Source organism: Pseudarthrobacter woesei (assembly GCF_055412745.1).
Map to the genome: position 1 here is coordinate 241249 of NZ_JBVAYU010000006.1, position 21532 is coordinate 262780.

The window sequence follows — 21532 nt, forward strand, 5'->3', positions numbered from 1 at the left end:
AAATAAATCTGATTAGTCTGGGATGGTGACCACTACCCGCTCCCTGCCGGCGCCGCTGCGGACCGCCGCATGCTAGGCGTTCTCGCCGGATTCTTCGTCGTCTGGTGCGTCATCCTGGTGGGAATGCTGGTCGGCCGGCGCGGACTCCTGGGTGAGAACGCCCGCTCCGTGCTCAGCGCTCTGACTTTCTTCGTCGCCAGCCCGGCCCTGCTGTTCGATACCCTCAGCACGGCCAACGTCCACGACGTGTTCTCAGCACCCCTGCTGGTGTCGGCAGTCGGAGCCATCGCGACGGCGGCACTCTTCTTCGGCATCGTCCGCTTCCTGTTCAAACGCCCCCTGCCGGAATCCCTTATGTCGTCCATGAGCGCTTCGCTGGCCAATTCCGCCAATCTCGGCATCCCCATCGCCGTGTTTGTCCTGGGCGACGCCAGCTACGTTGCTCCGCTGCTGATCTTCCAGTTGGCCTTCTTCACACCTCTGTTCCTGATGGCCCTGGACGCCACCACGAGCACCCACCGGACCACCCCGCTGAGCTTCGTGCTGATGATCCTGCGCAACCCCATGATCGTGGGCTCCGGGCTGGGACTCCTGGTGGCCGGAACCGGCTGGCAGGTGCCGGCACTGGTGATGGAACCGATCCATCTGATCGGCGGGGCCGCCATCCCGGCCATGCTGCTCGCCTTCGGCATGAGCCTGAACGGTTCCCGGCCGCTGCAGGTCTCGTCCGGGCGCCGGGCCGACACCCTGCTGGCCTGCGGATTTAAGCTCGTTGTCCATCCGCTGCTGGCTTATCTGTTCGCCCGCTTTGGGCTTGGCATGGAGGACCAGGCGCTCTTCGCCGCGGTGGTCACTTCCGCGCTGCCCACCGCGCAGAACGTCTTCGTGATCGCCAACCGTTACCGGACCGGCCTTACCGTCGCCAAGGACACCGTCCTGATCACCACCGTGGTGGCCGTTCCGGCCATGATCGGGGTGGCCCTGTTACTCGCCTGACCGTGCCCTCCCCGACCAGGAACAACGCGGGGTCACTTCGCGCCCATGATGGGGCCCGGGATGGGCGCGAAGTGACCCCGCGTTGTCCTTGGCGCCGGTAGGCTGTGACTGGCCGGGGATTCGACCCGCACACACGCACGTACTGGGGAGACAATTGAAGACCGCCCGACCACACAGCGTCCGCCCGCACCCGGCACGCGGCACCGGGGCGGTCGACTGGATCGCGGCCGGCCTCGCCGGACTGCTGCTCGTGTCCGCCACCGCGTGTGCGAGCCCCGCCACCGCACCGGCCGCAGCCGCCGCCGCGGGCTCCCCGAGCGCTACCTCGTCGCCGACGGCCACGCCAACGCCCACCACCGACGGCGCCCCGCTGGACCCTGACGCCACTCCCGGCGTCACCGCAGCCGGTGTCGGCGCGCCAAACCCGCAGCCCGCCTTCGCCAGCAAGGCCCTCGATGTTCTGGCCACCATCCCGATCAAGGGCCGTGCGCCCAAGACCGGCTACTCACGTGACCAGTTTGGCCAGGCGTGGGCCGACGTCGACCGTAACGGCTGCGACACCCGCAACGACATGCTCCGCCGGGACCTGACCGCCCTGGCCCTCAAGTCCGGGACCCGCGACTGCGTGGTCCTTTCCGGCGTCCTGAACGACCCCTATACGGCGACCCTGATCAACTTCCTCCGCGGCAATGCCACCAGCACCGCGGTGCAGATCGACCATGTCGTGGCCCTCAGCGATGCCTGGCAAAAGGGCGCCCAGCAGCTCACCGCGGCGCAGCGGCTCTCCTTCGCCAACGATCCGCTGAACCTGTTGGCGGTGGATGGCCCCGCCAACATGAAAAAGAGCGACGGCGACGCCGCCACGTGGCTGCCGCCGAACAAGTCCTACCGCTGCACCTATGTCGCCCGCCAGATCTCGGTCAAAGCCAGTTACACACTGTGGGTCACGCAGGCCGAGCACGATGCGATGGCCCGGATCCTCGGCGACTGCCCGGACGCACCGGCGCCGACCAACCAGGAGGCGCCGCCTCCCCAGGCCCAGGACCCTGCCCCCGTACAGCAAGCCGCCCCGGCCCAGCCCTACGTGGCACCTGCCCCCGCCCCGGCTCCTGCTGCGGTGTACTACGCGAACTGCGCCGCGGCCCGGGCAGCCGGCGCCGCGCCCATCCATGTGGGCCAGCCGGGCTACAACACCAAGCTCGACGGCGACAGGGACGGCGTCGCCTGCGAGTAGCCCGCCCGCAGCCCGGCTAAGGCTCCAGGCCGGCGCTAGTTCCTCGGGATCCCGTCCAGCAGCCGCGCGCAGCGGATGAAGCCGAGGTGCGAATACGCCTGCGGATGGTTGCCCAGATGCGTTTCGGTGCCCGGGTCGTACTCCTCCGGCAGCAGCCCGGTGGGGCCGAAGAGGTTCACCAGCTGGTCGAACAGGTCCCAGGCCTCCTCGACCCGGCCCACCGCCACATAGGCCTCGATCAGCCACGTCGTGCAGATGTGGAAGCCGCCCTCCAGCCCCGGCAGGCCGTCGTCGTACCGGTAGCGGAACACCGTGGGTCCCACCCGCAACTCCCTTTCCACCGCCGTGACGGTGTCCAGGAAGCGCTGGTCGCTGACATCCAGCAGGCCGGAGAGCCCGATATGCAGCACCGCGGCGTCGAGGTCCGGGCTGTCGTAGGCGACGGTGTACGACGACGCCCCATCATCCCAGCCCTCGCGCAGAACCTCCGCCCGGATCGTGGCCGCCACGGACTCCCACTCCGGCAGCGCCGTCCGGCCGTGGCGCGCCGCGGTGCGCACGGCCCGGTCCAGCGTCACCCAGCACATCACCTTGGTGTAGACGTGGTGCCGGGGCGCGCGGCGGGCCTCCCAGATCCCGTGGTCCGCCTCGCGCCAGCGGGCCAGGACGGCCGAGGCCATCTGGACCATCAATTCCCAGTGGGCATCGGACAGCTCTCCCTGCCGGGAGCCCAGGGCATCGATCAGCCCGGCGATCGGCCCGAACACATCCAGCTGCACCTGGTGGTCCGCGGCGTTCCCTATCCGCACCGGCCGGGATCCCGCGTACCCCGGCAGGCTCTCGATGATGGCCTCGGTGGACAGCGGCGCCCCGGTCACCGAATACAGCGGATGCAGCCACTCCGGCCCTGGCGCGTGGGCCAGGATCCGGCCCAGCCAGGCAAGGAAGCCTTCCGCCTCCGCCGTCGAACCGAGGTCCACCAGCGCGTTGACCGTCATGGACCCGTCCCGCAGCCAGCAGTACCGGTAGTCCCAGTTCCGCGTGCCGCCGATTCCCTCCGGCAGCGAGGTGGTGGGGGCGGCCAGGACGGCGCCGGTAGGCGCGTGGACCAGTGCGCGCAGCACCAGCGCCGAGCGGCGGACGAGCGACGGCTTCACCGAGGGCAGCTCCAGCTCCTGCACCCAGCGCCGCGAATGATGCGCGACGGCGGACCGCCGCCCGGTTTCGTCGTCGGGTGCCGCCGGCTGCGGTTCCGTGTCGCCGCAGCGCAGGTTGAGCACGACGGGGCCGTGCCCCAGGTCGACGTCGGCCGTGGCCGTGGCGTGGCGGCCGTCCGAGGTGATGGTGAAACAGACACCGGGCGCTAGCAGGACGATGGGGTCCGCGGTTCCGACGACGTGCAGCTCGGCGCCGCGGGCTTCCATGCTGAACGGCGCGTTGGCATAGTCCGGGCGGGGGGCGAACACAACCCTCGCCACGCCGGTACCGGAGAGCACCCGGACCAGGCTGGTGATGCCATCCGGCGCCGGTTCGAGGTAATCCGTGACAGTGACGTCGGCCCAGCGGGTCTCCACGATCATGGTGCTGTCCACGTAGCGCTGGCCCAGGACCTGCGAGGTCTTCACCGGCTCTACCGAGAAGTGCCCGGCCGCGTCCCCGCCGAGGAGGTGCGCGAAGAGCGATCCCGAGTCCGGCAGCGGGTGGCTCATCCAGCAGATCTTCGCGTCCGGGGTGATAAGCGCCGTCGAGGAGCCGTTGCCGATCATCGAATGGCGTTCCAGGCCGACGGCGTCCTCCCCGAACAGCCAGGCACGCCGGAGTTCGAAGAGGATAGCCAGCACCCGGGAGAACGACTCCGGATCCCGCAGCCGGTGCGTTGCCGCCGTCGGGCCCTCCCCCACACACAGGCCCAGGTCCGGGCCGCGGAGGGTGGCCATGGCGAGCTCGTCGCTGAAGGCGTCCCCCGCGAAGAGGGCGGCGCTCACGCCGAGCACCGAGCGCAGGTGCTCGAGGGCGGAGGCTTTGGAGGGTTCCACCACGGACAGGTCCAGCACCGAGCCGTCCACGATGAAGTGCAGGCCGTGGGCCCGGGCAATCTGCTCCGCCTGCTCGGCGGCCTTGGCCGCGACCTCATGGGTGGCGTGGTTGGTGTGGACGGCAACAGCAACCGGTTTTCGCTCGATGGTGATGCCACGGAGGGCGCCCACGGCCTCGGCGAGCGCCTGGCTGGTCTGCTGGAGCACGGATTCGGTGGCGAGGGAGAGTCCGTGGGCGTATCCCATGTCGAACTCGGCGCCGTGCGAGCCGACAAGGTGCACCTCGGCCGGCAGCCTTGAAACGGCGGCCAGATCCCGCAGCGACCGCCCGGAGATGACGGCCGTGTGGGTGTTCGGGAGGGCGGCCAGGGCACGGAGGCCGATCGCGGCGCTGGCCAGCGGCAGGATTTCGGTGGACGTACCCTCCGCGGCACACAGCGTTCCGCCGTAGTTGCAGGCCACGATCAGCCCCGGCGTGCGGGCCAGGATCTTGAGTTCGGCCAGCAACTGCGGGGTCAGCCCGTCGTCGGCGGCGTTGGTCTGGACGAAGGCGCGGAGCAGCCCCAGCGGCAACGATCTTGTCAGGAGGGCAGAGTCGGCGAGGGACTGGTTCAGCGGGGTGGGCATGGGCAGAGTCCTTCGCGTAGTCCCCAATGCCTGCATAAGAGGCGTCCGAACCGGACGTACTTCCAGTATCCTCCCGGCCCCATTTCACCCGGATATCCCGGCGGTTGCAGCTATGTAACGTCTGCGGCCGCCGGGACTGCGCGGGCGCCGGTGACGCGGCCGGAGCCGGCGCCGGCGACGTCGGTCCTCCCCGAATACCCGTACCGGTCTGCCGCGGCTGCGTAGAGAGGCGCGGGCGAGGCTCCGAGTCAGATAATGTTCCTTTTTGCCCTTTACGGTTCCTTATTGTTCGGTTATGATTGATTATCATGTGATCTGACTCACAGCATCCGTTGATTTCAAAGGAGAAACCATGACCATGCATGAAGACGCGCTGCGCAGGGCTTCCAGCCAGGGCGGCTGGGACCGCCGGACGCTGCTGAAGACGCTGGGCGTGGGTGCAGTCGCGATGGCAGGCGTTCCGCTGCTGGCGGCCTGCACCGGCGGCAGCGCACCGGCCGCCAGCGGAGGTGCCAAGACGCTGACCTTCGGTTCCGGTTCCTCGGATGAAGTCCCCAAGAACGCCTACAAGGCCCTCACGGACGCCTTTGAGAAGAAGTCGGGCATTAAGACCACCACCAATGTTGTGCCGCACAACGACTTCCAGAACAAGATCAACACCTACCTTCAGGGCAGCCCCGACGACACCTTCACCTGGTTCGCCGGCTACCGGATGCAGTACTACGCCGACAAGGGATTGCTCGCCCCGATCGACGATGTCTGGGAGAAGATCGGCGGGAACTACTCCGATGCCCTGAAGAAGGCGTCCACCGGTTCCGACGGAAAGATGTACCTGGTCCCGAACTACAACTACCCCTGGGGCTTCTTCTACCGCAAGAGCCTGTGGGCCGAGAAGGGCTATCAGGTCCCGAAGACCTTCGATGAGCTGACTGCGCTGTCGAAGAAGATGCAGGGCGACGGCCTGATCCCGATCGAATTCGCGGACAAGGACGGCTGGCCCGCCATGGGCACGTTCGACTACCTGAACATGCGCCTCAACGGCTACCAGTTCCACATGGACCTCACCGCCCACAAGGAAAGCTGGGACCAGAAGAAGGTCAGCGACGTGTTCGACACCTGGAAGGCCCTGCTGCCGTACCAGAACCCCAATGCCCTGGGCATGACCTGGCAGGACTCGGCAAAAAACCTTGGCGACAAGAAGTCCGGCATGTACCTGCTCGGATCCTTCCTGACCCAGCAGTACACGGACAAGACGGTCGCGGACGACATCGATTTCTTCCCGTTCCCGGAGATCGCGATGGAAGGCCAGGACGCAATCGAGGCCCCCATCGACGGGCTGCTGCTCTCCAAAAAGGGCGGCCAGAACCCGGCCGCCAAGGACTTCCTCGCCTACCTCGGCACCCCGGAGGGACAGGACGTCTACGCATCCGTCGACTCGGCGAATATCGCCACCGCCAAGGGCGCCGACACCTCCAAGTTCTCGCCGTTGAACAAGAAGATGGCCGACGCCATCAGCAATGCCAAGAGCATCAGCCAGTTCTTTGACCGCGATGCGCTGCCGGCCATGGCCAACAACGTGATGATCCCGGCCCTGCAGTCCTTCATCAAGGACGGCAACGTGGATGTCAAGAACCTGGAAGCCCAGGCCAAATCGCTGTACGCCGCCCAGTAGCAGCACGCGATATCGAGCAAGGAATTTCAAGTGAGCACATCAAGCGATACAACTACTGCCGGGGCACGACGCGCCACACGCGCCCCGGCAGGGCGGGTCCGGCGGATGTCCCGCCGGGACAAATGGGTACTCGGTTTCATGGTGGGGGTCCCCACCCTGATCCAGCTTGTCCTGGTCTGGATCCCCACGCTGCTCTCGGCAGCATTGTCCTTCACCCGGTGGAACGGGCTCAGCCTGGACGATATCAAGGGCGCCGGGTTGGACAACTACCGGTTCATCGCCAACGACTACCCGCCGTTTTGGCCCGCCGTCCAGCACAATGTGCTGTGGCTGGTGTTCCTGGCACTCATCGCCACCCCTCTAGGCCTGTTGCTCGCCATCCTGCTCGATCAGAACATCCGCGGCACCAAGATCTACCAGAGCATCTTCTTCACCCCCGTCATGCTGTCGCTTGCCTTGATCGGCGTCATCTGGCAGTTGTTCTATAACCGGGACAGCGGGCTGCTGAACTTCCTGCTGGGGACCGCCGGCACCCCGCAGGCGGTCGACTGGTTCGGTGACTCCAGCGTCAACATCTGGGCGGCCCTCGTCGCAGCCACGTGGCGCCATGCCGGTTACGTCATGATCCTCTACCTGGCCGGGCTCAAGGGCGTTGACCCCACCCTGCGGGAAGCGGCCCAGATCGACGGCGCCAATGCGGTCCAGACGTTTTTCCAGGTCATCTTCCCGGCCATGCGGCCCGTCAACGTGATCATCATCGTCATCACGGTGATCGAATCACTGCGCGCGTTCGACATTGTCTATGTCATCAACCGCGGCACGAACGGCCTCGAACTCATCAGCGCCCTCGTCATCCAGAACCTCGTCGGTGAAGGCCAGGTGATCGGCGTTGGCTCCGCCCTCGCGGTCATCCTCCTGGTTATCTCCCTGGTTCCCATTACGTTCTACCTGTCCCGGGCCTTCGGAAAGGACAAAGAGGCATGAGCATCATCAAGCCAGCCCCTGCCGCCGCGGGCAGGAAAGTCGCCGCGAGGCAGCGCACCGGTGCCGGCGGCAAGACCCGGGGCCCGGCAAAGCGGCACTTCGGCATCCACATCTTCCTGACCGTGATGGCAGCCATGTGGCTGGTGCCGCTGGCCTGGACGGTCTTTACGTCGTTACGGCCCAAGGCCGACACGGACAAGTACGGGTACTTCAGCGTCGGCGGCTCCTTCAATTTCGACAACTTCGTCGAGGCCTGGACCCGGGGCGGATTTGCGCAATATGCCTGGAACTCCGTACTGATCACCGTCCCTTCGGTCATCCTGATTTTGTTCTTCGCCTCGATGATGGCCTTCGCCGTAAGCCGGGTGGCGTGGAAGTTTAACGTCACGCTGCTGATCATGTTTACCGCCGGCAACCTCCTGCCGCCTCAGGTCCTTGCGGCTCCCCTGTTCCAGATGTTCAGGCAGCTTGAGCTCCCGTACAGCATCAGCGATTCCGGGAACCTCCTCAATACCTACATCAGCGTCATCGCCGTCGACACCGCCTTCCAGATCGGTTTCGTCACCTTCGTCCTCTCCAACTACATGAAGGCGCTCTCCTCCGAACTGACGGAGGCCGCCTTGGTGGACGGCGCCGGCATCTGGCGGCAGTACTGGGAGATCATTCTCCCCCTCTGCCGGCCCGCACTCGCGGCGATGGGCACGCTCGAGGTTATTTTCATCTACAACGACTTCTTCTGGCCGCTGCTCTTTATCCAGAGCGGTGACCGGCTCCCGCTCACAACGGCAGTGAACAACCTTCAGGGCCAGTTCCTCTCGGATTACAATTTGATCGCCGCAGGCGCCATGATCACGGCCATTCCTGCCCTCATCATCTACCTGCTCCTGCAGCGGCACTTCGTGGCCGGCCTGACGCTCGGCTCCAGCAAAGGATAAACGTGGACTTCAACACCAACCACAACGACAACTGCATGGACTACATCACCGCCCGCCTGGGCTCCGAGGGGTCCCCGATGCTGGCGTTCGGCGGGGACTACAACCCGGAGCAGTGGCCGGAAGAAACCTGGGACGAGGATGTCCGGCTCATGCGCGAGGCCGGCGTCAACCTGGTCAGCGTCGGCATCTTCAGCTGGTCCCTGCTGGAACCGTCCGAGAGCGTCTACGAGTTCGGCTGGCTGGACCGTGTGCTGGATCTGCTGCACGCCAACGGGATCCGGGTGGACCTGGCCAACGCCACTGCCTCGCCGCCGCCGTGGTTCAGCCATAAGTACCCCCAGTCCCTGCCGGTGACGGCCGACGGCGTGCGCCACAGCTATGGTTCACGGCAGGCCTTTGCGGCTTCCAGCCCGGATTACCGCCGGGCTGCGGCCGCCCTGACGGAGCAGATCGTGCTGCGGTACAAGGATCACCCCGCGGTGGTCATGTGGCATGTGCACAACGAGTACGGCTGCCACAACCAGCCCGACTTTTCCGACGGTGCCGCCGCAGGCTTCCGGACCTGGCTGAAAGACCGCTACGGGACGATCGAGGCCCTGAACGACGCCTGGGGCACCGCATTCTGGTCCCAGCGCTACTATGCCTGGGAGGAGATCCTGCCGCCGCGAACCTCAGGCACCTGGGTCAATCCCACCCAGCAGTTGGATTTCGCCCGGTACTCCTCGGACGAACTCCTGGAGTGCTACAAGGCCGAGGCGGCAATCATCCGTGCCCACTCGCCGCATCCGGTCACCACGAACTTCATGGGTTTCAACATGGGCCTGCACCAGCCCGTGGACTACTGGCGCTGGGCCGAACAGATGGACGTGGTTTCCAATGACCACTACCTGATCGCGGACGACCCGCGGAACTTCCAGGAGCTCGCAGCGACGGCCGACCTCACCCGAGGCTGGGCCCAGGGCCGGCCGTGGCTGCTGATGGAGCACTCCACGTCTGCGGTTAACTGGCAGCCCCGCAATATCGCCAAGGCGCCCGGAGAAATGCTGCGCAATTCGATGCAGCATGTCGCCCGCGGCGCGGACGGCGCGCTCTTCTTCCAGTGGCGGGCTTCCCGGGCCGGCGCGGAGAAGTTCCACTCCGGGATGCTGCCGCACGGGGGTACCGACACCAAGGTCTGGCGGGAAGTTGTCCAGCTGGGTCAGACGCTGCGCAGCCTGGCCGGGGTAGCCGGCTCCGTAGTGACCGGCGCGTCCGGCAGCGTCGACGTCGCCGTCATCCATGACACCGACGCCCGCTGGGCATCGGAACTGGATTCGCACCCGAGCGTGGATTCCTCAAACATCGCGGAAACCCGGCGCTGGCACGACGCGTTCTTCCGTGCCGGCATCCCGACGGACTTCCGCCAGAGCACGGACAACCTTTCCGGCTACCGTCTCGTGGTGGTGCCGATGCAATACCTCGTCACGGATGCCGGGGTGGCGAACCTGGACGCCTACGTCAGGTCCGGCGGCCACCTCATCGTGACGTACTTCTCGGGCATCGCGGACGAAAATGACCACATCCGCCTTGGCAGCTACCCCGGGGCCTTCAGTGAACTGCTGGGCGTGCGGATGGAAGAGTTCTTCCCGCTGCGAGAGGGAGAATCGGTCCCGCTCAGCGCCTTCGGCGCCGGGTCCTGTTGGAGCGAACTCGGCCGGGCAACCACGGCCGAGGTGCTCGCCCAGGTGCAGGAAGGCCCAGTCGCCGGTTCCCCGGCGGTGACCCGCAACCACGCCGGCAAGGGCCGCGCCTACTACGTGGCCACCTCGTTGTCAGCGGACGGCCTTGCCGGGTTCCTTCCCGTAGTGTGCGCCGATGCGGCTGTGGAGCCTCTTGTGCCTGATCTTCCTGCCAATGTGGAAGTTGTCCGGCGCAGCAAGGACGGCACGGACTGGACGTTCTGCATCAACCACGGCACGGACGACGTCCGGCTGCCGCTTTCGGGTGTAGAACTTATCAGCGGCGGGGAAGTCGACGGCGGCCTCAGCCTGGCAGCCGGCGCCGTCGCGGTGGTCCGCTCCCGCGGTCCTCTTTCAACAAGCCAGTCAATTCACTAAGGACGAGAAATGCTAGCCGCAGCCCGCCACTCAGCCATCATCGCGGAGGTCCAGCGTGAACGGATCGTCCGCGTCGCCGACCTCGCGAAGCTGCTGGGCGTATCCCTGATGACCGTCCGGCGTGACATCGAGGCGCTGGACGCGGCGGGCGCCGTGGAGAAGATCCACGGCGGGGCTAAACTGCCCGGCGGTGCCAGCACCCACGAGCCCGGGTTCGAGCTGAAGGTGACGCAACTGCCGGAGGAGAAGATGGCGATCGCGCACGAAGCGGCTGCCCAGGTGCGCGAGGGCATGGCGGTCGGTCTCAGCGCGGGCACCACCACCTGGGCGCTGGCCCAGCTGCTCTCCACCGGGCCCCGGATCACCGTGGTGACAAATTCGGTGCGGATCGCCGATGTCTTCCACCAGGGCGCTTCCCCCTCGACGGTGATCCTGACCGGCGGCGAACGCACACCCTCGGATGCCCTGGTGGGACCGCTGGCCACCTCGTCGCTTAAACAGCTGCATCTGGATGTGCTGTTCCTCGGCGTCCACGGCGTTGATCCCGACGCGGGCTTCACCACCCCGAACGTGCTGGAGGCCGAAACGGACCGGGCCTTCGTCGCCGCGGCCCGCAGGGTCGTGGTGCTGGCCGACCACACCAAGTGGGGCACCCTGGGCATCAGCACCATCGCCACCCTCGAAGAAGCCGACGAGCTCATTTCCGACGAGGGGCTCGGCGGCGAGGCCCGGCGCATCCTCGGCGAACGCGTCGGACGGCTGCGGCTGGCTAGCATGGGGACCGCCACCAGTGCCGCCGCAGGCTGACCGGCCGCGCACCACCTGACCCGATGCCAACGACAAGCCTGGAGCTGCCGTGAACCACCTGAACCCGACCACCGTGTCCGAGAACGCCCCTCCGCCGGAGCCAGCGCACGCACCGCTGTATTTGAGGCGCTCCGGCACCTCCGTACTCGTCGACTTCAGCGCCGGCGAGCCGGCTGTGCTGCACTTCGGCGCCGATCTTGGCCCGGATCTTCCGGACCTTTCGCTGCTGGTCGATCCTGTTGCCCCCTCGTCCCTGGACATTCCCGTGACACTGGGCCTGATCCCGCAGGCCTCCTCCGGCTGGCGGGGACGTCCGGGCCTCCGCGGCCACCGGGACGGCCAGGCGTTCTCTGCCCGGCTCCGTGTGGTGTCTGTGACGGCGAAGAACGGCACGACGCAGCAGGGAACCGTGCAGGACGAAACGGCGGAATGTTCGGCCGTGATCACGCAGTCGGACCCCGTGGCCCGGATCAGCGTCAGCACCGAGATCAGGATCAACGACGGCGGGCTGCTGCAACTCCGGCACAGCCTGAGCAACGAGGGCCCGGACAGCTACCGGCTCGAGGAACTGGCGGCGGTGCTGCCCGTGGGGCGTGCCGCAACGGAAATCCTGGACCTGACGGGCCGCTGGTGCCGCGAGGCCCACCCCCAGCGACTGCCCATGCGGCAGGGCACCTGGGTTCGCTCCGGCCGGCACGGGCGCACGGGTCACGACTCCCCGCTGCTGCTCGCCGCGGGAACCCCTGGGTTCGGCAACCGGCACGGCCAGGTCTGGGCCGTGCACCTGGGCTGGAGCGGCAACCACGAGAGCTTCGTCGAAACGATCGGCGACGGCCGCTCGATCATCGGGGCCTCGGAGCTGCTCGGCTCAGCCGAGGTCACCCTGAACGCCGGAAGCAGTTACGAGACGCCGTGGCTTTTCGCTGCCTACTCGGACACCGGGCTGGACGGCATCAGCGACGCGTTCTATGCGTGGTTCCGCGGACGCCCGCACCATCCCGGCCGCCGGTCAGGCAAGCCTCGCCCGGTGGTGCTGAATGTCTGGGAGGCGGTGTACTTCGACCACCGGCTCGACACTCTGCTGGAGCTGGCAGAATCCGCCGCGGATCTCGGCGTCGAGCGTTTTGTCCTCGACGACGGCTGGTTCCGGGGCCGCCGCGACGACCGCGCCGGGCTCGGCGACTGGTACGTCGATGAACAGCTCTGGCCGGCGGGGCTCACCCCCCTGATCGACGCCGTCACCGCGCACGGCCTGGAATTCGGCCTGTGGGTCGAGCCGGAAATGATCAACGAGGACTCGGACCTCGCCCGTGCCCACCCGGACTGGATCTCGGGCCCGGGACCGATCTCCCCCGGGCTCGCCTTACCAGGCCGGCTGCCGGAGCGCTGGCGGCACCAGCAGGTGCTGGACCTGGCCAACCCGGAGGCCTGGCAATACATCTTTGACCGGCTGGACTCGCTCCTGAGCGAGTACCGGATCAGCTACCTCAAATGGGACCAGAACAGGGACCTGACGGAAATGGGCCACGACGGCAGCCCGTCCGCCCATGCCCAGACGCTGGCCGTGTACCGGCTGCTGGATGAGCTGAGGAAGGCCCATCCGGGGGTCGAGATCGAGAGCTGCTCCTCCGGGGGCGGCCGCGTGGATCTGGGCATCCTGGAACGCACCGACCGGGTCTGGGCCTCGGACTGCAACGACGCTCTGGAACGCCAGACCATCCAGCGCTGGACCGAAGTGGTGGTGCCGCCGGAGCTCGTGGGATCGCACATCGGGCCCACCACCTCGCACACCACGGCACGCACCCACGAGCTGTCCTTCCGCGCCATCACGGCCATGTTCGGCCACTTCGGCCTGGAATGGGACATCCGCCAGCTCAAGGACGGCGAACGCCGCGAGCTGGCGGCCGCGATAGCGGCCTACAAGGAACACCGGGCGCTGCTGCACAGCGGCCGGATGGTGCGGGCCGACGAGCCGGATCCCTCCCTGATGCTGCACGGCGTTGTCTCCCACGACGGCGCCGAAGCGCTGTTCGCGCTGGTGTCGGTGGCGACGTCGTTCGCCGAAGTCCCGGGACGGGTGGCGCTGCCCGGGCTGCGGCCGGAGCGAAAATACCAGGTGCGGCTTGCCTACCCGGGTGCCGGGACCGGGCATACCTTCACCCAGATAGTCCCGCCCGCTTGGCTGGCCTCGGGTATTGAGGCGACCGGCCGTTTCCTGGCCGAATCCGGTCTGCCGATGCCGGTCCTCAACCCGGAACACGGCGTATTGCTGTATGTCCGGGCAGTTTCTGCAGATAGCGCTGCGGGCCGCTACGCCGCTGCCGACGCGGTTCCCCACGAAGTTACCGACGCAGGGAAAGGCCTCTAGCATGGCCAAGATCGCCAAGCGGTCCTTTCAGCTCTCCGATGGCCGCGACATCATCTATTTCGACGATGCGGATACCGCGCTGTCCCCGGAACGGTCACCGGACCTGCGCGAACCGGCGGCCCGGCCGGCCACGGCAACCATGCGCCAGGACGTCCTGACCGGCGAATGGATTTCGGTGGCGTCGGCCCGGCAGAACCGCGTGGTCCTGCCCCCGGCGCATCTGGACCCGCTGGCGCCGGCCTCGGCGGAGAACCCCTCCGAAGTCCCCAGCCTTTACGATGTTGCGGTATTCGAGAACAAATCACCGTCTTTCGGGCCGGCTCTGGAAGGTCCGGACGGACCGGAGGGGCTCGACGATTTGTCCCGGATCGGGCTCGGCCGCCGGCTGCAGTCCGTGGGCCGGTGCGAAGTCGTGTGCTTCTCCCCCGAACACACCGGATCGCTCGCCGGAGTGTCGCTGTCCCGGATGCGGACCGTAGTGGAGGCCTGGGCGGACCGGACGGCGGCACTCTCCGCCATGCCTGGCGTCCAGCAGGTGTTTCCCTTCGAGAACCGCGGAGAGGAGATCGGGGTGACGCTGCACCACCCGCATGGGCAGATCTACGCCTACCCCTTCATCACACCGCGCACCCAACAACTCATCCGCTCGCTGGAGAGCTACGGCAGTTCACTCTTCGAGGACGTCCTCAACTTCGAGCAGAAGTCCGGGCGGGTGGTGCTCCAGGGCGAACACTGGACAGCCTTCGTCCCCTTCGCGGCGCGCTGGCCGCTGGAAGTCCATATCCTCCCGCACCGCCAGGTTCCCGATCTGGCGGCCACCAGTTCCGCGGAACGCGATGAGTTCGCCCTGCTTTACGGCCGTCTGCTGCGCGGCGTGGATGCACTGTATGCGACGCCCACACCGTATATCTCCGCCTGGCACCAGGCCCCGGTCCGGGCCCACCGGGACGATATCCGGCTGATGCTCCAGCTGACCTCGCCCCGGCGGGAAGAAAACAAACTCAAGTATCTTGCCGGTTCGGAGGCGGCGATGGGCGCGTTCATCGCCGACATCCCGCCGGAAACCGCCGCCGCCCGACTCAAGGAAGCCATTCAGCCATGACCGGATCTTCACCCCAGGATCTCCTGCAGCGCGGGACCGGCTTCTTCGCCAAGGAGTTCGGTGTCCAGCCGGCCGGCCTGTGGTCCGCACCGGGCCGGGTCAACATCATCGGCGAGCACACGGACTACAACGATGGTTTCGCCTTTCCCATCGCCATCGACAAGCGCACGGTCGTGGCGGCGCGCTCCCGCACGGACCGGATTCTCCGGGTCGCCAGCAGCGCCTACCCCGGAGTGGTGGAGACGAGCCTTGACGGGCTGGATCCCGGCTCCTTGACCGGCTGGTCCGCCTATCCCCTCGGTGTGGTCTGGGCACTCGCGCAGGCCGCCCCCGCAGCGGCCTTCACCGGCGTCGATCTGGCCCTAAGCTCCGACGTCCCGGCCGGGGCGGGGCTGTCATCCTCGGCCGCCGTCGAATGCTCAGTAGCCCTGGCCTTGAACGAGCTGTGGAAACTCGGGCTGGGACGGCAGGAGCTGGCCCGGATCGGCCAGTTGGCCGAGAACGTCGTCGTCGGGGCCCCGACCGGGATCATGGACCAGTCCGCTTCGCTGCTGGGCACGCCGGACCACGGTATCCTGTTGGACTGCCGCTCACTGCAAACGGAGATCGTTGCGCTTGGCTTCCGCGGCGCCGGGCTCGGCCTGCTCGTCATCGACACCCGCACCAGCCACTCCCACGCCGACGGCGGGTACGCCAGCCGCCGCCGCTCGTGCGAGGAGGGCGCCCGTGTCCTGGGCGTGAAGGCGCTGCGTGACCTCGGTGGGATGGACCTCCCCCGCGCGGCCAAACTCCTGGACGAGCAGACCTACCGCAGGGTCCGACATGTCGTGACCGAAAACCAGCGGGTGCTGGACACCGTTGCCGCGTTGCGGACCGCTGGTCCTGCCGCCATCGGACCTTTCCTGAACGCATCGCATGTGTCCATGCGCGACGACTTCGAAATCTCAACCCCCGAGCTGGATCTCGCCGTCGTCACCGCCCAGGAGCTGGGTGCGCTCGGGGCACGGATGACAGGCGGCGGCTTCGGCGGAGCCGCCATCGCCCTGGTCCGGGACGGCGACGCGGGCCGGGTAGCGGAGGGTATTGCCCGGGAATTCGCCTCCGCCGGATTTACTGCACCGCAGATCTTTCCGGTGAGCGCGGCCGCCGGTGCCCGCAAGGAGCGGTAGGGCCGCCTAGACCCGCACGAGTCCGGCGCCTTGGGCCAGCAGTTCCACGGATCGAAGCCGCGCCCCGGCGCCTGTGCTCTGGTGCGCCACGATGAGCTCATCGGCGTCGGCGTGGGCGGTGAACGTGTCCAGGTAGTCGAGGACAACGTCCGGGGTGCCGACGGCGGAATACTTCATCATCTGTGCCAGGTGTTGGCCCTGCGGCGAATCCAGGATCAGGTCCGCCTCGTCATCGCTGAACACCTTGCCGTTGCCGAAAAACAGCGAGACGCGGGCCCGCTTGGTGGCCTGGAACATTTCCTGCGCCTCGGAGGCGGAATCCGCCGCGATCACGTTGACGCCGGCGATCACGTGCGGGGCGTCCAGCTGCGCGGAGGGCCGGAAGTCGCGGCGGTAGACGGCGACGGCGTCCTGGAGTGCGTTCGGCGCAAAGTGCGAGGCGAAGGCGTACGGCAATCCCAGCTGCGCGGCCAGTTTTGCTCCGAACAGCGAGGAGCCGAGAATGTACAGCGGCACGTTGGTGCCCTTGCCCGGTGTGGCTTCTACGCCCTGGATGCGGGTGGGGCCGGTCAGGTAGCCCTGGAGTTCCAGCACGTCCTGCGGGAAGCTGTCAGCGGACATCGGATCCCGGCGCAGGGCCCGCAGCGTGTTCTGGTCACTGCCCGGCGCGCGGCCCAAGCCCAGGTCGATCCGTCCAGGGTGCAGGGTTTCGAGGGTGCCGAACTGTTCGGCGATGGTCAGCGGCGAGTGGTTGGGCAGCATCACGCCGCCAGCGCCGAGGCGGATACTCCCGGTCTGCGCGGCGATATGGGCGATCAGCACGCTGGTGGCCGAGGAGGCGATCGCGGACATGTTGTGGTGCTCGGCGTACCAGACCCGCCGGTACCCCAGCTTTTCGGCGAGCTGCGCCATGGCTACGCTTCCCGCCAGGCTCTCTGCCGCCGTCTGGCCCTTGCCGATGGTTGCCAGGTCAAGAATGGAAAGCGGAACAGTCACGGAAAAAGCCGGCCTTTCGTTGCGGGACAGTGTCTTAGCGTCTTCAGCAGGCGCACCGGCCTCCGGCACGCGCACACTGGCCACAACGACGCCGGGCTCCGGGATATTTCTGCAGAGCCGTTCTAGCGACACTATTGATGCGGACGCCGCGTCACTTGCACGGGTAGTTGTAGTCCAGCCCGCCGGAGACATACTGGGTCAGGGCGACGCGGCTGCCCGGGGTGAGTGCCGGCAAAGAGCAGTTGGACCTCGCGCCTGCCAGCGACCGCGCCCCCGCCAGCCAGCTTGGCAGGCCCGCGAGGGGGCTACTTGCCGGGACCGTCCCGGCAATCCGGCTCCACTGGTAGCCGGTGGAATACAGGCCGACTTTCGCGCCGATGCTCTTGAAGTAGGCGGCCATTCCTTCCAGGTCGGCGACGTTGGCTGCAGTGTCCGCCTGCCAGCTGTTTCCGGTCTCCACGTCCAGCCACCACAAGTAGCCCTCCGGGTTGCCGACCCCGCGGATTGTGGCGTCGTCGTAGGCCTTCGCGTAGCCGTACATGTAGGAGCAGGCTTTGAAATCGTCCGGTCCGCTGCCACAGGCACCGTACGGGTTGGCAACGTCTGCGCCGGCATAGTGGTTCGAAGTGGGCCACCACGAACCCTGCCGGCCAGGGTTGGCCGTGTTGACGTAGAGCGCCACCCGCGGCTGGGAGGTGAGCGCCGGGTTCGGTGCGGTGTTGGCCCAGGCGAGTTGCGCGGCCAGGCACGGGTTAGTGGTGTTGGCGAGGCCGTTGTTCACCCCGACGATGGCGAAGGCGGGCTGCATGGGGAGGGTCTTGCCGCACTGGGGCCAGGAAACGTCGATGCCTACCGGATCGGATATCCGGGGCGGCGCGGCGGAGGCCGGTGCGGCGCCCAGCAGGACAAGGCCCAGGGTGATGGCGGCGGAAACAAGCTTCTTCAATGCCAGGGTAGCCATGCCCCAGCTTACTTCCGGGCGCCGGCTAAGACCGGGAAACCCGCCGTGAGCGTCGGCGGATGGAATACTCAGCAGGCTGAGGGAGTTGCCGCCCCTATGAGCCATGACAACTCACATCATCCGGGATCATCCGCCACGATCGATCTCAAGGACCTCGGCACTGTGCACCGGCTTGGCTTCGGCGCCATGCGCATTGTCGGCGACGGCGTCTGGGGCGAGCCGGCGGACCGCAAGGCCGCGATCGCCGTCGTCCGCCGCGCCGTCGAGCTCGGCGTGGACTTCATCGACACCGCCGATTCCTACGGGCCGAACATCAGCGAGGAGATCCTCGCCGAGGCCCTACACCCATACCGGGAGGGGCTGCGGATTGGTACCAAGGTGGGCTTCACCCGCACCGGGCCCAACGTCTGGGTCCCGTTGGGCCGCGCCGAATACCTCCGCCAGCAGACCGAGCTGAGCCTGCGCAAACTCAAGGTGGACTCGCTGGACCTGCTGCAACTGCACCGGATCGACCCCAAGGTGGACCCGGAGGAGCAGTTCACCGTGCTCCGCGATCTGCAGAAGGAGGGCAAGGTCAAGGCCCTGGGATTGTCCCAGGTCAGCGTGGCCGAACTCGAGGAAGCCGGAAGGTACTTCACGGTCTCCACGGTGCAGAACCGCTACAACCTCACGGACCGCAGCTCCGAGGACGTCCTGAACTACGCCGAGGAAAACGGGATCGGCTTCATCCCTTGGGCCCCCATCTCCGCGGGAGAGCCGGCCCGGCCCGGCGGCCCGCTGGATGAGGCGGCCAGGCGCCTCGGCGCCACCACCGCGCAGGTGGCCCTTGCCTGGCTGCTGCGCCGCTCGCCCGTCGTGATGCCGATTCCGGGCACCGGCACGGTCAAGCACCTCGAAGAGAACCTGGCCGCGGCCGGCGTCGTCCTCGATGACGCCACCTACGCCGAACTCGAAGCTGCACACTAAACCTTTTCCACTACCCCGCCGGCCGCCTGGCCGGCAGAACAGGAGCCTGACATGGCTAACATTCTGATGGTCGTATCCGCCGCAAATTCCCTCACCATGCGTGACGGCAGCGAACACCCCACCGGTTACTGGGCGGAGGAACTGGTGGTTTCGCACCAGACCCTGCTCAACGCCGGACACACCGTCCACCTCGCGACCCCCGGCGGCGCGAAGCCCACGGTCGACGAGGTGAGCCTCGCCGCCGAATCCGCCGGCGGCCAGGACCGCGCCGATGGTTTCCGGAAGTACCTGTCCGGGATCGACGCCGAGCTGTCCGCACCCCTGGCGCTGGCCGACATCGACCCCGCAGCCTACGACGCCGTGGTCCTGCCCGGCGGCCACGGCCCCATGACGGACCTCTTCCAGGACGCCGAGCTCGGCAGGCTCCTGGTCGCGGCGGACAGGGCCGGCAAGGTCATCGCCCCGTTCTGCCACGGCCCCGCGGCCCTGCTGAGCGCCACGGATGACGCCGGGGCGTTCGCGTTCGCGGGCCGCCGCCTCACCGTTTTCACCAACGAGGAGGAACTCAACGGCGGCACCGGCCCCAACACGCCGTGGTTCGTGGAGGACGCCCTGAAGGACAAGGGCGTCCTCGTGGAGAACGCCGGCGCCTGGAGCTCCCATGTGGTGCGCGACCGCAACCTCATCAGCGGGCAGAACCCGCAGTCCAGCGAGGACGTCGCGAAGGAAGTCCTCAAAGCCCTCGCCGAATAGCACCGCCGAAACAACACCCGCCGAAGCCGGGTCAGGCCTTGCCGGACCCGGCTAAGCTGTCCGCATGGCCATCAAATCCACCGCAGATAAAGTCGCCACCATCCAGAAGGGGTACACCCTCGAGGGCCCCACGATTGAGCTGGGCGCCGCGATCATCGACGGCGAAGTCCGCAAGGACGCCCCCGTCCGGCTTCCGCTGGCCATGATGAACCGGCACGGCCTGGTGGCCGGCGCGACCGGCACCGGAAAGACCGTCACCCTGCACATGATGGCGGAGCAGCTGTCCGCCGCCGGGGTGCCGGTTTTCCTGGCGGACATCAAGGGCGACCTCTCCGGGCTGGCCACCGCCGCCACCGGCACCGAGAAGCTCATGGCCCGCACCGACAGCATCGGCCAGGCGTGGTCCGGCAAGACGTTCCCGGTGGAGTTCCTGGCCCTCGGCGGCGACGGGAACGGCATTCCTGTCCGCGCCACCATCACCTCCTTTGGCCCCATCCTGCTGTCCCGCATCATGGAGCTCAATGACACGCAGGAATCCAGCCTGCAGCTGGTCTTCCACTTCGCGGACAAGAACGACCTCGAACTCATCGATCTGAAAGACCTGCGGGCCGTCATCCAGTTCCTCACCTCGGACGAGGGCAAGGACGAACTCGAAGACCTGGGCGGGCTGTCGAAGTCAACCGCCGGCGTCATCCTCCGCGAGCTGATCACGCTCGAGGCACAGGGCATGGAGAAGTTCTTCGGCGAACCCGAGTTCGATACCGCCGAACTGCTGCGCACCGCCCCGGACGGCCGCGGCGTCGTGAGCTGCCTGGAACTGCCCACCCTCCAGACCAAGCCGATGCTGTTCTCCACCTTCCTGATGTGGCTGCTCGCGGATCTGTTTGACGAGCTGCCCGAGGCCGGCGACCTCGACAAGCCCAAGCTCGTGTTCTTCCTCGACGAGGCGCATCTGCTGTTCAACGGCGCCTCGAAGGCCTTTCTGGACGCGATCACCACCACCGTGCGGCTGATCCGCTCCAAGGGCGTCGGCATCTTCTTCGTCACCCAGACGCCCAGGGATGTCCCGGCCGAGGTCCTGGGGCAGCTCGCCAACCGGGTGCAGCACGCCCTGAGGGCCTACACGCCCGAGGACGCCAAGGCGCTCAAGGCGACCGTCTCCACCTTTCCGATAAGCGACTACGACCTCGAGGAAACACTCACCTCCGCGGGCATCGGCGAGGCCGTCATCACGGTCATGAACGAGAAAGGCGCCCCGACCCCCGTGGCGCTGACCCGACTCCGCGCGCCGGAATCCGTCATGGGCCCCAGCAGCGACGCCCTGGTTTCCAGCACCGTGGCCGGCTCCGCCGTGCTCCCCAAGTACGGCACCGCGGTGGACAATGTCTCGGCCTACGAGAAGATCAGCGGCAGGGCTGCCGCCGGCACCGGCGCGGCTGCCACTGCCCCGGCCGCTCCGGGCGGCACCGGGAACCCCGAGGACGTCGACGCCGAGGCCCGGCGGATCGAGGAGGAGATCCTCGGCCGCCCGAGCAGCCGGCCTGCGCCGGCGCCGGAGCGCGCTGCCGAACGGCCGGCGCCGGGGCGGGCACCGCAGGACACCGGCGGCGGAATGGCCGGTGGCCTTGCCGGGGCCTTGGGGGGTGCCCTCGGCGGCGGGCTCAGGAGCATGGCACGTTCGCTCGGCAGCCAGCTCGGCCGGGAACTGCTCCGCGGCGTCTTCGGCACCGCCCCGAAGCGCCGGCGCCGCTAGCGCTTCAGGGCGGGTACGCGGTGCGCGTCACATGGGGCTGGCGTGACAAGGGGAATCCTGTGGGGTGCAGGTAACGT

16 protein-coding genes are annotated in these 21532 nt (G+C 67.5%); 13 read left to right on the forward strand and 3 right to left on the reverse strand.

Annotated elements, in window-relative coordinates:
* Positions 1-69: 69 nt before the first annotated feature.
* Positions 70-996 (forward strand): AEC family transporter, encoded by a 927-nt coding sequence (locus ACZYZE_RS11220; RefSeq protein WP_463907707.1) that lies wholly within the window; start codon positions 70-72, stop codon positions 994-996.
* Positions 997-1150: 154 nt separating this feature from the next.
* Entirely contained in the window at positions 1151-2230 is a 1080-nt protein-coding gene (locus tag ACZYZE_RS11225) for a GmrSD restriction endonuclease domain-containing protein (RefSeq protein WP_463907708.1), read from the forward strand.
* Positions 2231-2265: 35 nt separating this feature from the next.
* Here the strand turns inward: ACZYZE_RS11225 and otsB are convergent, their stop codons facing one another.
* Complete coding sequence (otsB, locus tag ACZYZE_RS11230) at positions 2266-4893, reverse strand: trehalose-phosphatase (RefSeq protein ID WP_463907710.1); 2628 nt, start codon at positions 4891-4893, stop codon at positions 2266-2268.
* Positions 4894-5245: 352 nt separating this feature from the next.
* Here otsB and ACZYZE_RS11235 point away from each other — a divergent pair, with 352 nt between their 5' ends.
* The 8 genes from ACZYZE_RS11235 (at position 5246) to galK (ending at position 16026) form a co-directional block, all read left to right on the forward strand.
* The gene (locus ACZYZE_RS11235; protein WP_463907712.1) at positions 5246-6565 is read left to right on the forward strand and encodes an ABC transporter substrate-binding protein; all 1320 of its coding nucleotides are present in this window, start codon (positions 5246-5248) and stop codon (positions 6563-6565) included.
* A 105-nt stretch (positions 6566-6670) separates the two neighbouring features.
* Positions 6671-7549, forward strand: coding sequence for a carbohydrate ABC transporter permease (locus ACZYZE_RS11240; RefSeq protein WP_459319890.1), 879 nt, complete (start codon positions 6671-6673; stop codon positions 7547-7549).
* Positions 7546-8484 carry a carbohydrate ABC transporter permease gene (locus tag ACZYZE_RS11245; RefSeq protein ID WP_463907714.1) on the forward strand — a complete coding sequence of 313 codons (939 nt, stop codon included), beginning with the start codon at positions 7546-7548 and terminating at the stop codon, positions 8482-8484. Before ACZYZE_RS11240 ends, ACZYZE_RS11245 begins: the two co-directional genes overlap by 4 nt.
* 2 nt (positions 8485-8486) lie before the next feature.
* The gene (locus ACZYZE_RS11250; RefSeq protein ID WP_463907715.1) at positions 8487-10580 is read left to right on the forward strand and encodes a beta-galactosidase; all 2094 of its coding nucleotides are present in this window, start codon (positions 8487-8489) and stop codon (positions 10578-10580) included.
* A 9-nt stretch (positions 10581-10589) separates the two neighbouring features.
* Positions 10590-11387, forward strand: a complete 798-nt coding sequence (locus ACZYZE_RS11255) for a DeoR/GlpR family DNA-binding transcription regulator (protein WP_463907717.1) — start codon at positions 10590-10592, stop codon at positions 11385-11387.
* Positions 11388-11445: 58 nt separating this feature from the next.
* The gene (locus ACZYZE_RS11260; RefSeq protein ID WP_463907745.1) at positions 11446-13755 is read left to right on the forward strand and encodes an alpha-galactosidase; all 2310 of its coding nucleotides are present in this window, start codon (positions 11446-11448) and stop codon (positions 13753-13755) included.
* A gap of 1 nt (position 13756) precedes the next feature.
* Entirely contained in the window at positions 13757-14857 is a 1101-nt protein-coding gene (galT, locus tag ACZYZE_RS11265) for a galactose-1-phosphate uridylyltransferase (RefSeq protein WP_459319879.1), read from the forward strand.
* Complete coding sequence (gene galK / locus ACZYZE_RS11270; RefSeq protein WP_463907719.1) at positions 14854-16026, forward strand: galactokinase; 1173 nt, start codon at positions 14854-14856, stop codon at positions 16024-16026. Before galT ends, galK begins: the two co-directional genes overlap by 4 nt.
* 6 nt (positions 16027-16032) lie before the next feature.
* On the opposite strand, the gene ACZYZE_RS11275 is transcribed toward galK, so the two are convergent.
* Both ACZYZE_RS11275 and ACZYZE_RS11280 read right to left on the reverse strand, forming a co-directional pair.
* A complete protein-coding gene (locus ACZYZE_RS11275; RefSeq protein ID WP_463907721.1) occupies positions 16033-17022 on the reverse strand; it encodes an LLM class flavin-dependent oxidoreductase in 990 nt (329 codons plus the stop codon).
* 151 nt (positions 17023-17173) lie between these two features.
* The gene (locus tag ACZYZE_RS11280; protein WP_463907723.1) at positions 17174-17983 is read right to left on the reverse strand and encodes a glycoside hydrolase family 25 domain-containing protein; all 810 of its coding nucleotides are present in this window, start codon (positions 17981-17983) and stop codon (positions 17174-17176) included.
* 96 nt (positions 17984-18079) lie between these two features.
* Here ACZYZE_RS11280 and ACZYZE_RS11285 point away from each other — a divergent pair, with 96 nt between their 5' ends.
* The 3 genes from ACZYZE_RS11285 (at position 18080) to ACZYZE_RS11295 (ending at position 21455) form a co-directional block, all read left to right on the forward strand.
* Positions 18080-18949 carry an aldo/keto reductase gene (locus tag ACZYZE_RS11285; RefSeq protein WP_459319883.1) on the forward strand — a complete coding sequence of 290 codons (870 nt, stop codon included), beginning with the start codon at positions 18080-18082 and terminating at the stop codon, positions 18947-18949.
* A 51-nt stretch (positions 18950-19000) separates the two neighbouring features.
* Positions 19001-19702 carry a type 1 glutamine amidotransferase domain-containing protein gene (locus tag ACZYZE_RS11290; RefSeq protein ID WP_459319884.1) on the forward strand — a complete coding sequence of 234 codons (702 nt, stop codon included), beginning with the start codon at positions 19001-19003 and terminating at the stop codon, positions 19700-19702.
* 64 nt (positions 19703-19766) lie between these two features.
* The gene (locus ACZYZE_RS11295) at positions 19767-21455 is read left to right on the forward strand and encodes a helicase HerA-like domain-containing protein (protein ID WP_463907725.1); all 1689 of its coding nucleotides are present in this window, start codon (positions 19767-19769) and stop codon (positions 21453-21455) included.
* The last annotated feature ends 77 nt before the right edge of the window (positions 21456-21532 follow it).

Coding starts and splice junctions, on each gene's coding strand:
- ACZYZE_RS11295 (WP_463907725.1), top strand. CDS start 19,767: ATGGCCATCAAATCCACCGCAGATAAAGTCGCCACCATCCAGAAGGGG.
- ACZYZE_RS11235 (WP_463907712.1), top strand. CDS start 5,246: ATGACCATGCATGAAGACGCGCTGCGCAGGGCTTCCAGCCAGGGCGGC.
- ACZYZE_RS11290 (WP_459319884.1), top strand. CDS start 19,001: ATGGCTAACATTCTGATGGTCGTATCCGCCGCAAATTCCCTCACCATG.
- ACZYZE_RS11240 (WP_459319890.1), top strand. CDS start 6,671: ATGTCCCGCCGGGACAAATGGGTACTCGGTTTCATGGTGGGGGTCCCC.
- galK (WP_463907719.1), top strand. CDS start 14,854: ATGACCGGATCTTCACCCCAGGATCTCCTGCAGCGCGGGACCGGCTTC.
- ACZYZE_RS11220 (WP_463907707.1), top strand. CDS start 70: ATGCTAGGCGTTCTCGCCGGATTCTTCGTCGTCTGGTGCGTCATCCTG.
- ACZYZE_RS11280 (WP_463907723.1), bottom strand. CDS start 17,983: ATGGCTACCCTGGCATTGAAGAAGCTTGTTTCCGCCGCCATCACCCTG.
- ACZYZE_RS11255 (WP_463907717.1), top strand. CDS start 10,590: ATGCTAGCCGCAGCCCGCCACTCAGCCATCATCGCGGAGGTCCAGCGT.
- galT (WP_459319879.1), top strand. CDS start 13,757: ATGGCCAAGATCGCCAAGCGGTCCTTTCAGCTCTCCGATGGCCGCGAC.
- ACZYZE_RS11245 (WP_463907714.1), top strand. CDS start 7,546: ATGAGCATCATCAAGCCAGCCCCTGCCGCCGCGGGCAGGAAAGTCGCC.
- otsB (WP_463907710.1), bottom strand. CDS start 4,893: ATGCCCACCCCGCTGAACCAGTCCCTCGCCGACTCTGCCCTCCTGACA.
- ACZYZE_RS11285 (WP_459319883.1), top strand. CDS start 18,080: ATGAGCCATGACAACTCACATCATCCGGGATCATCCGCCACGATCGAT.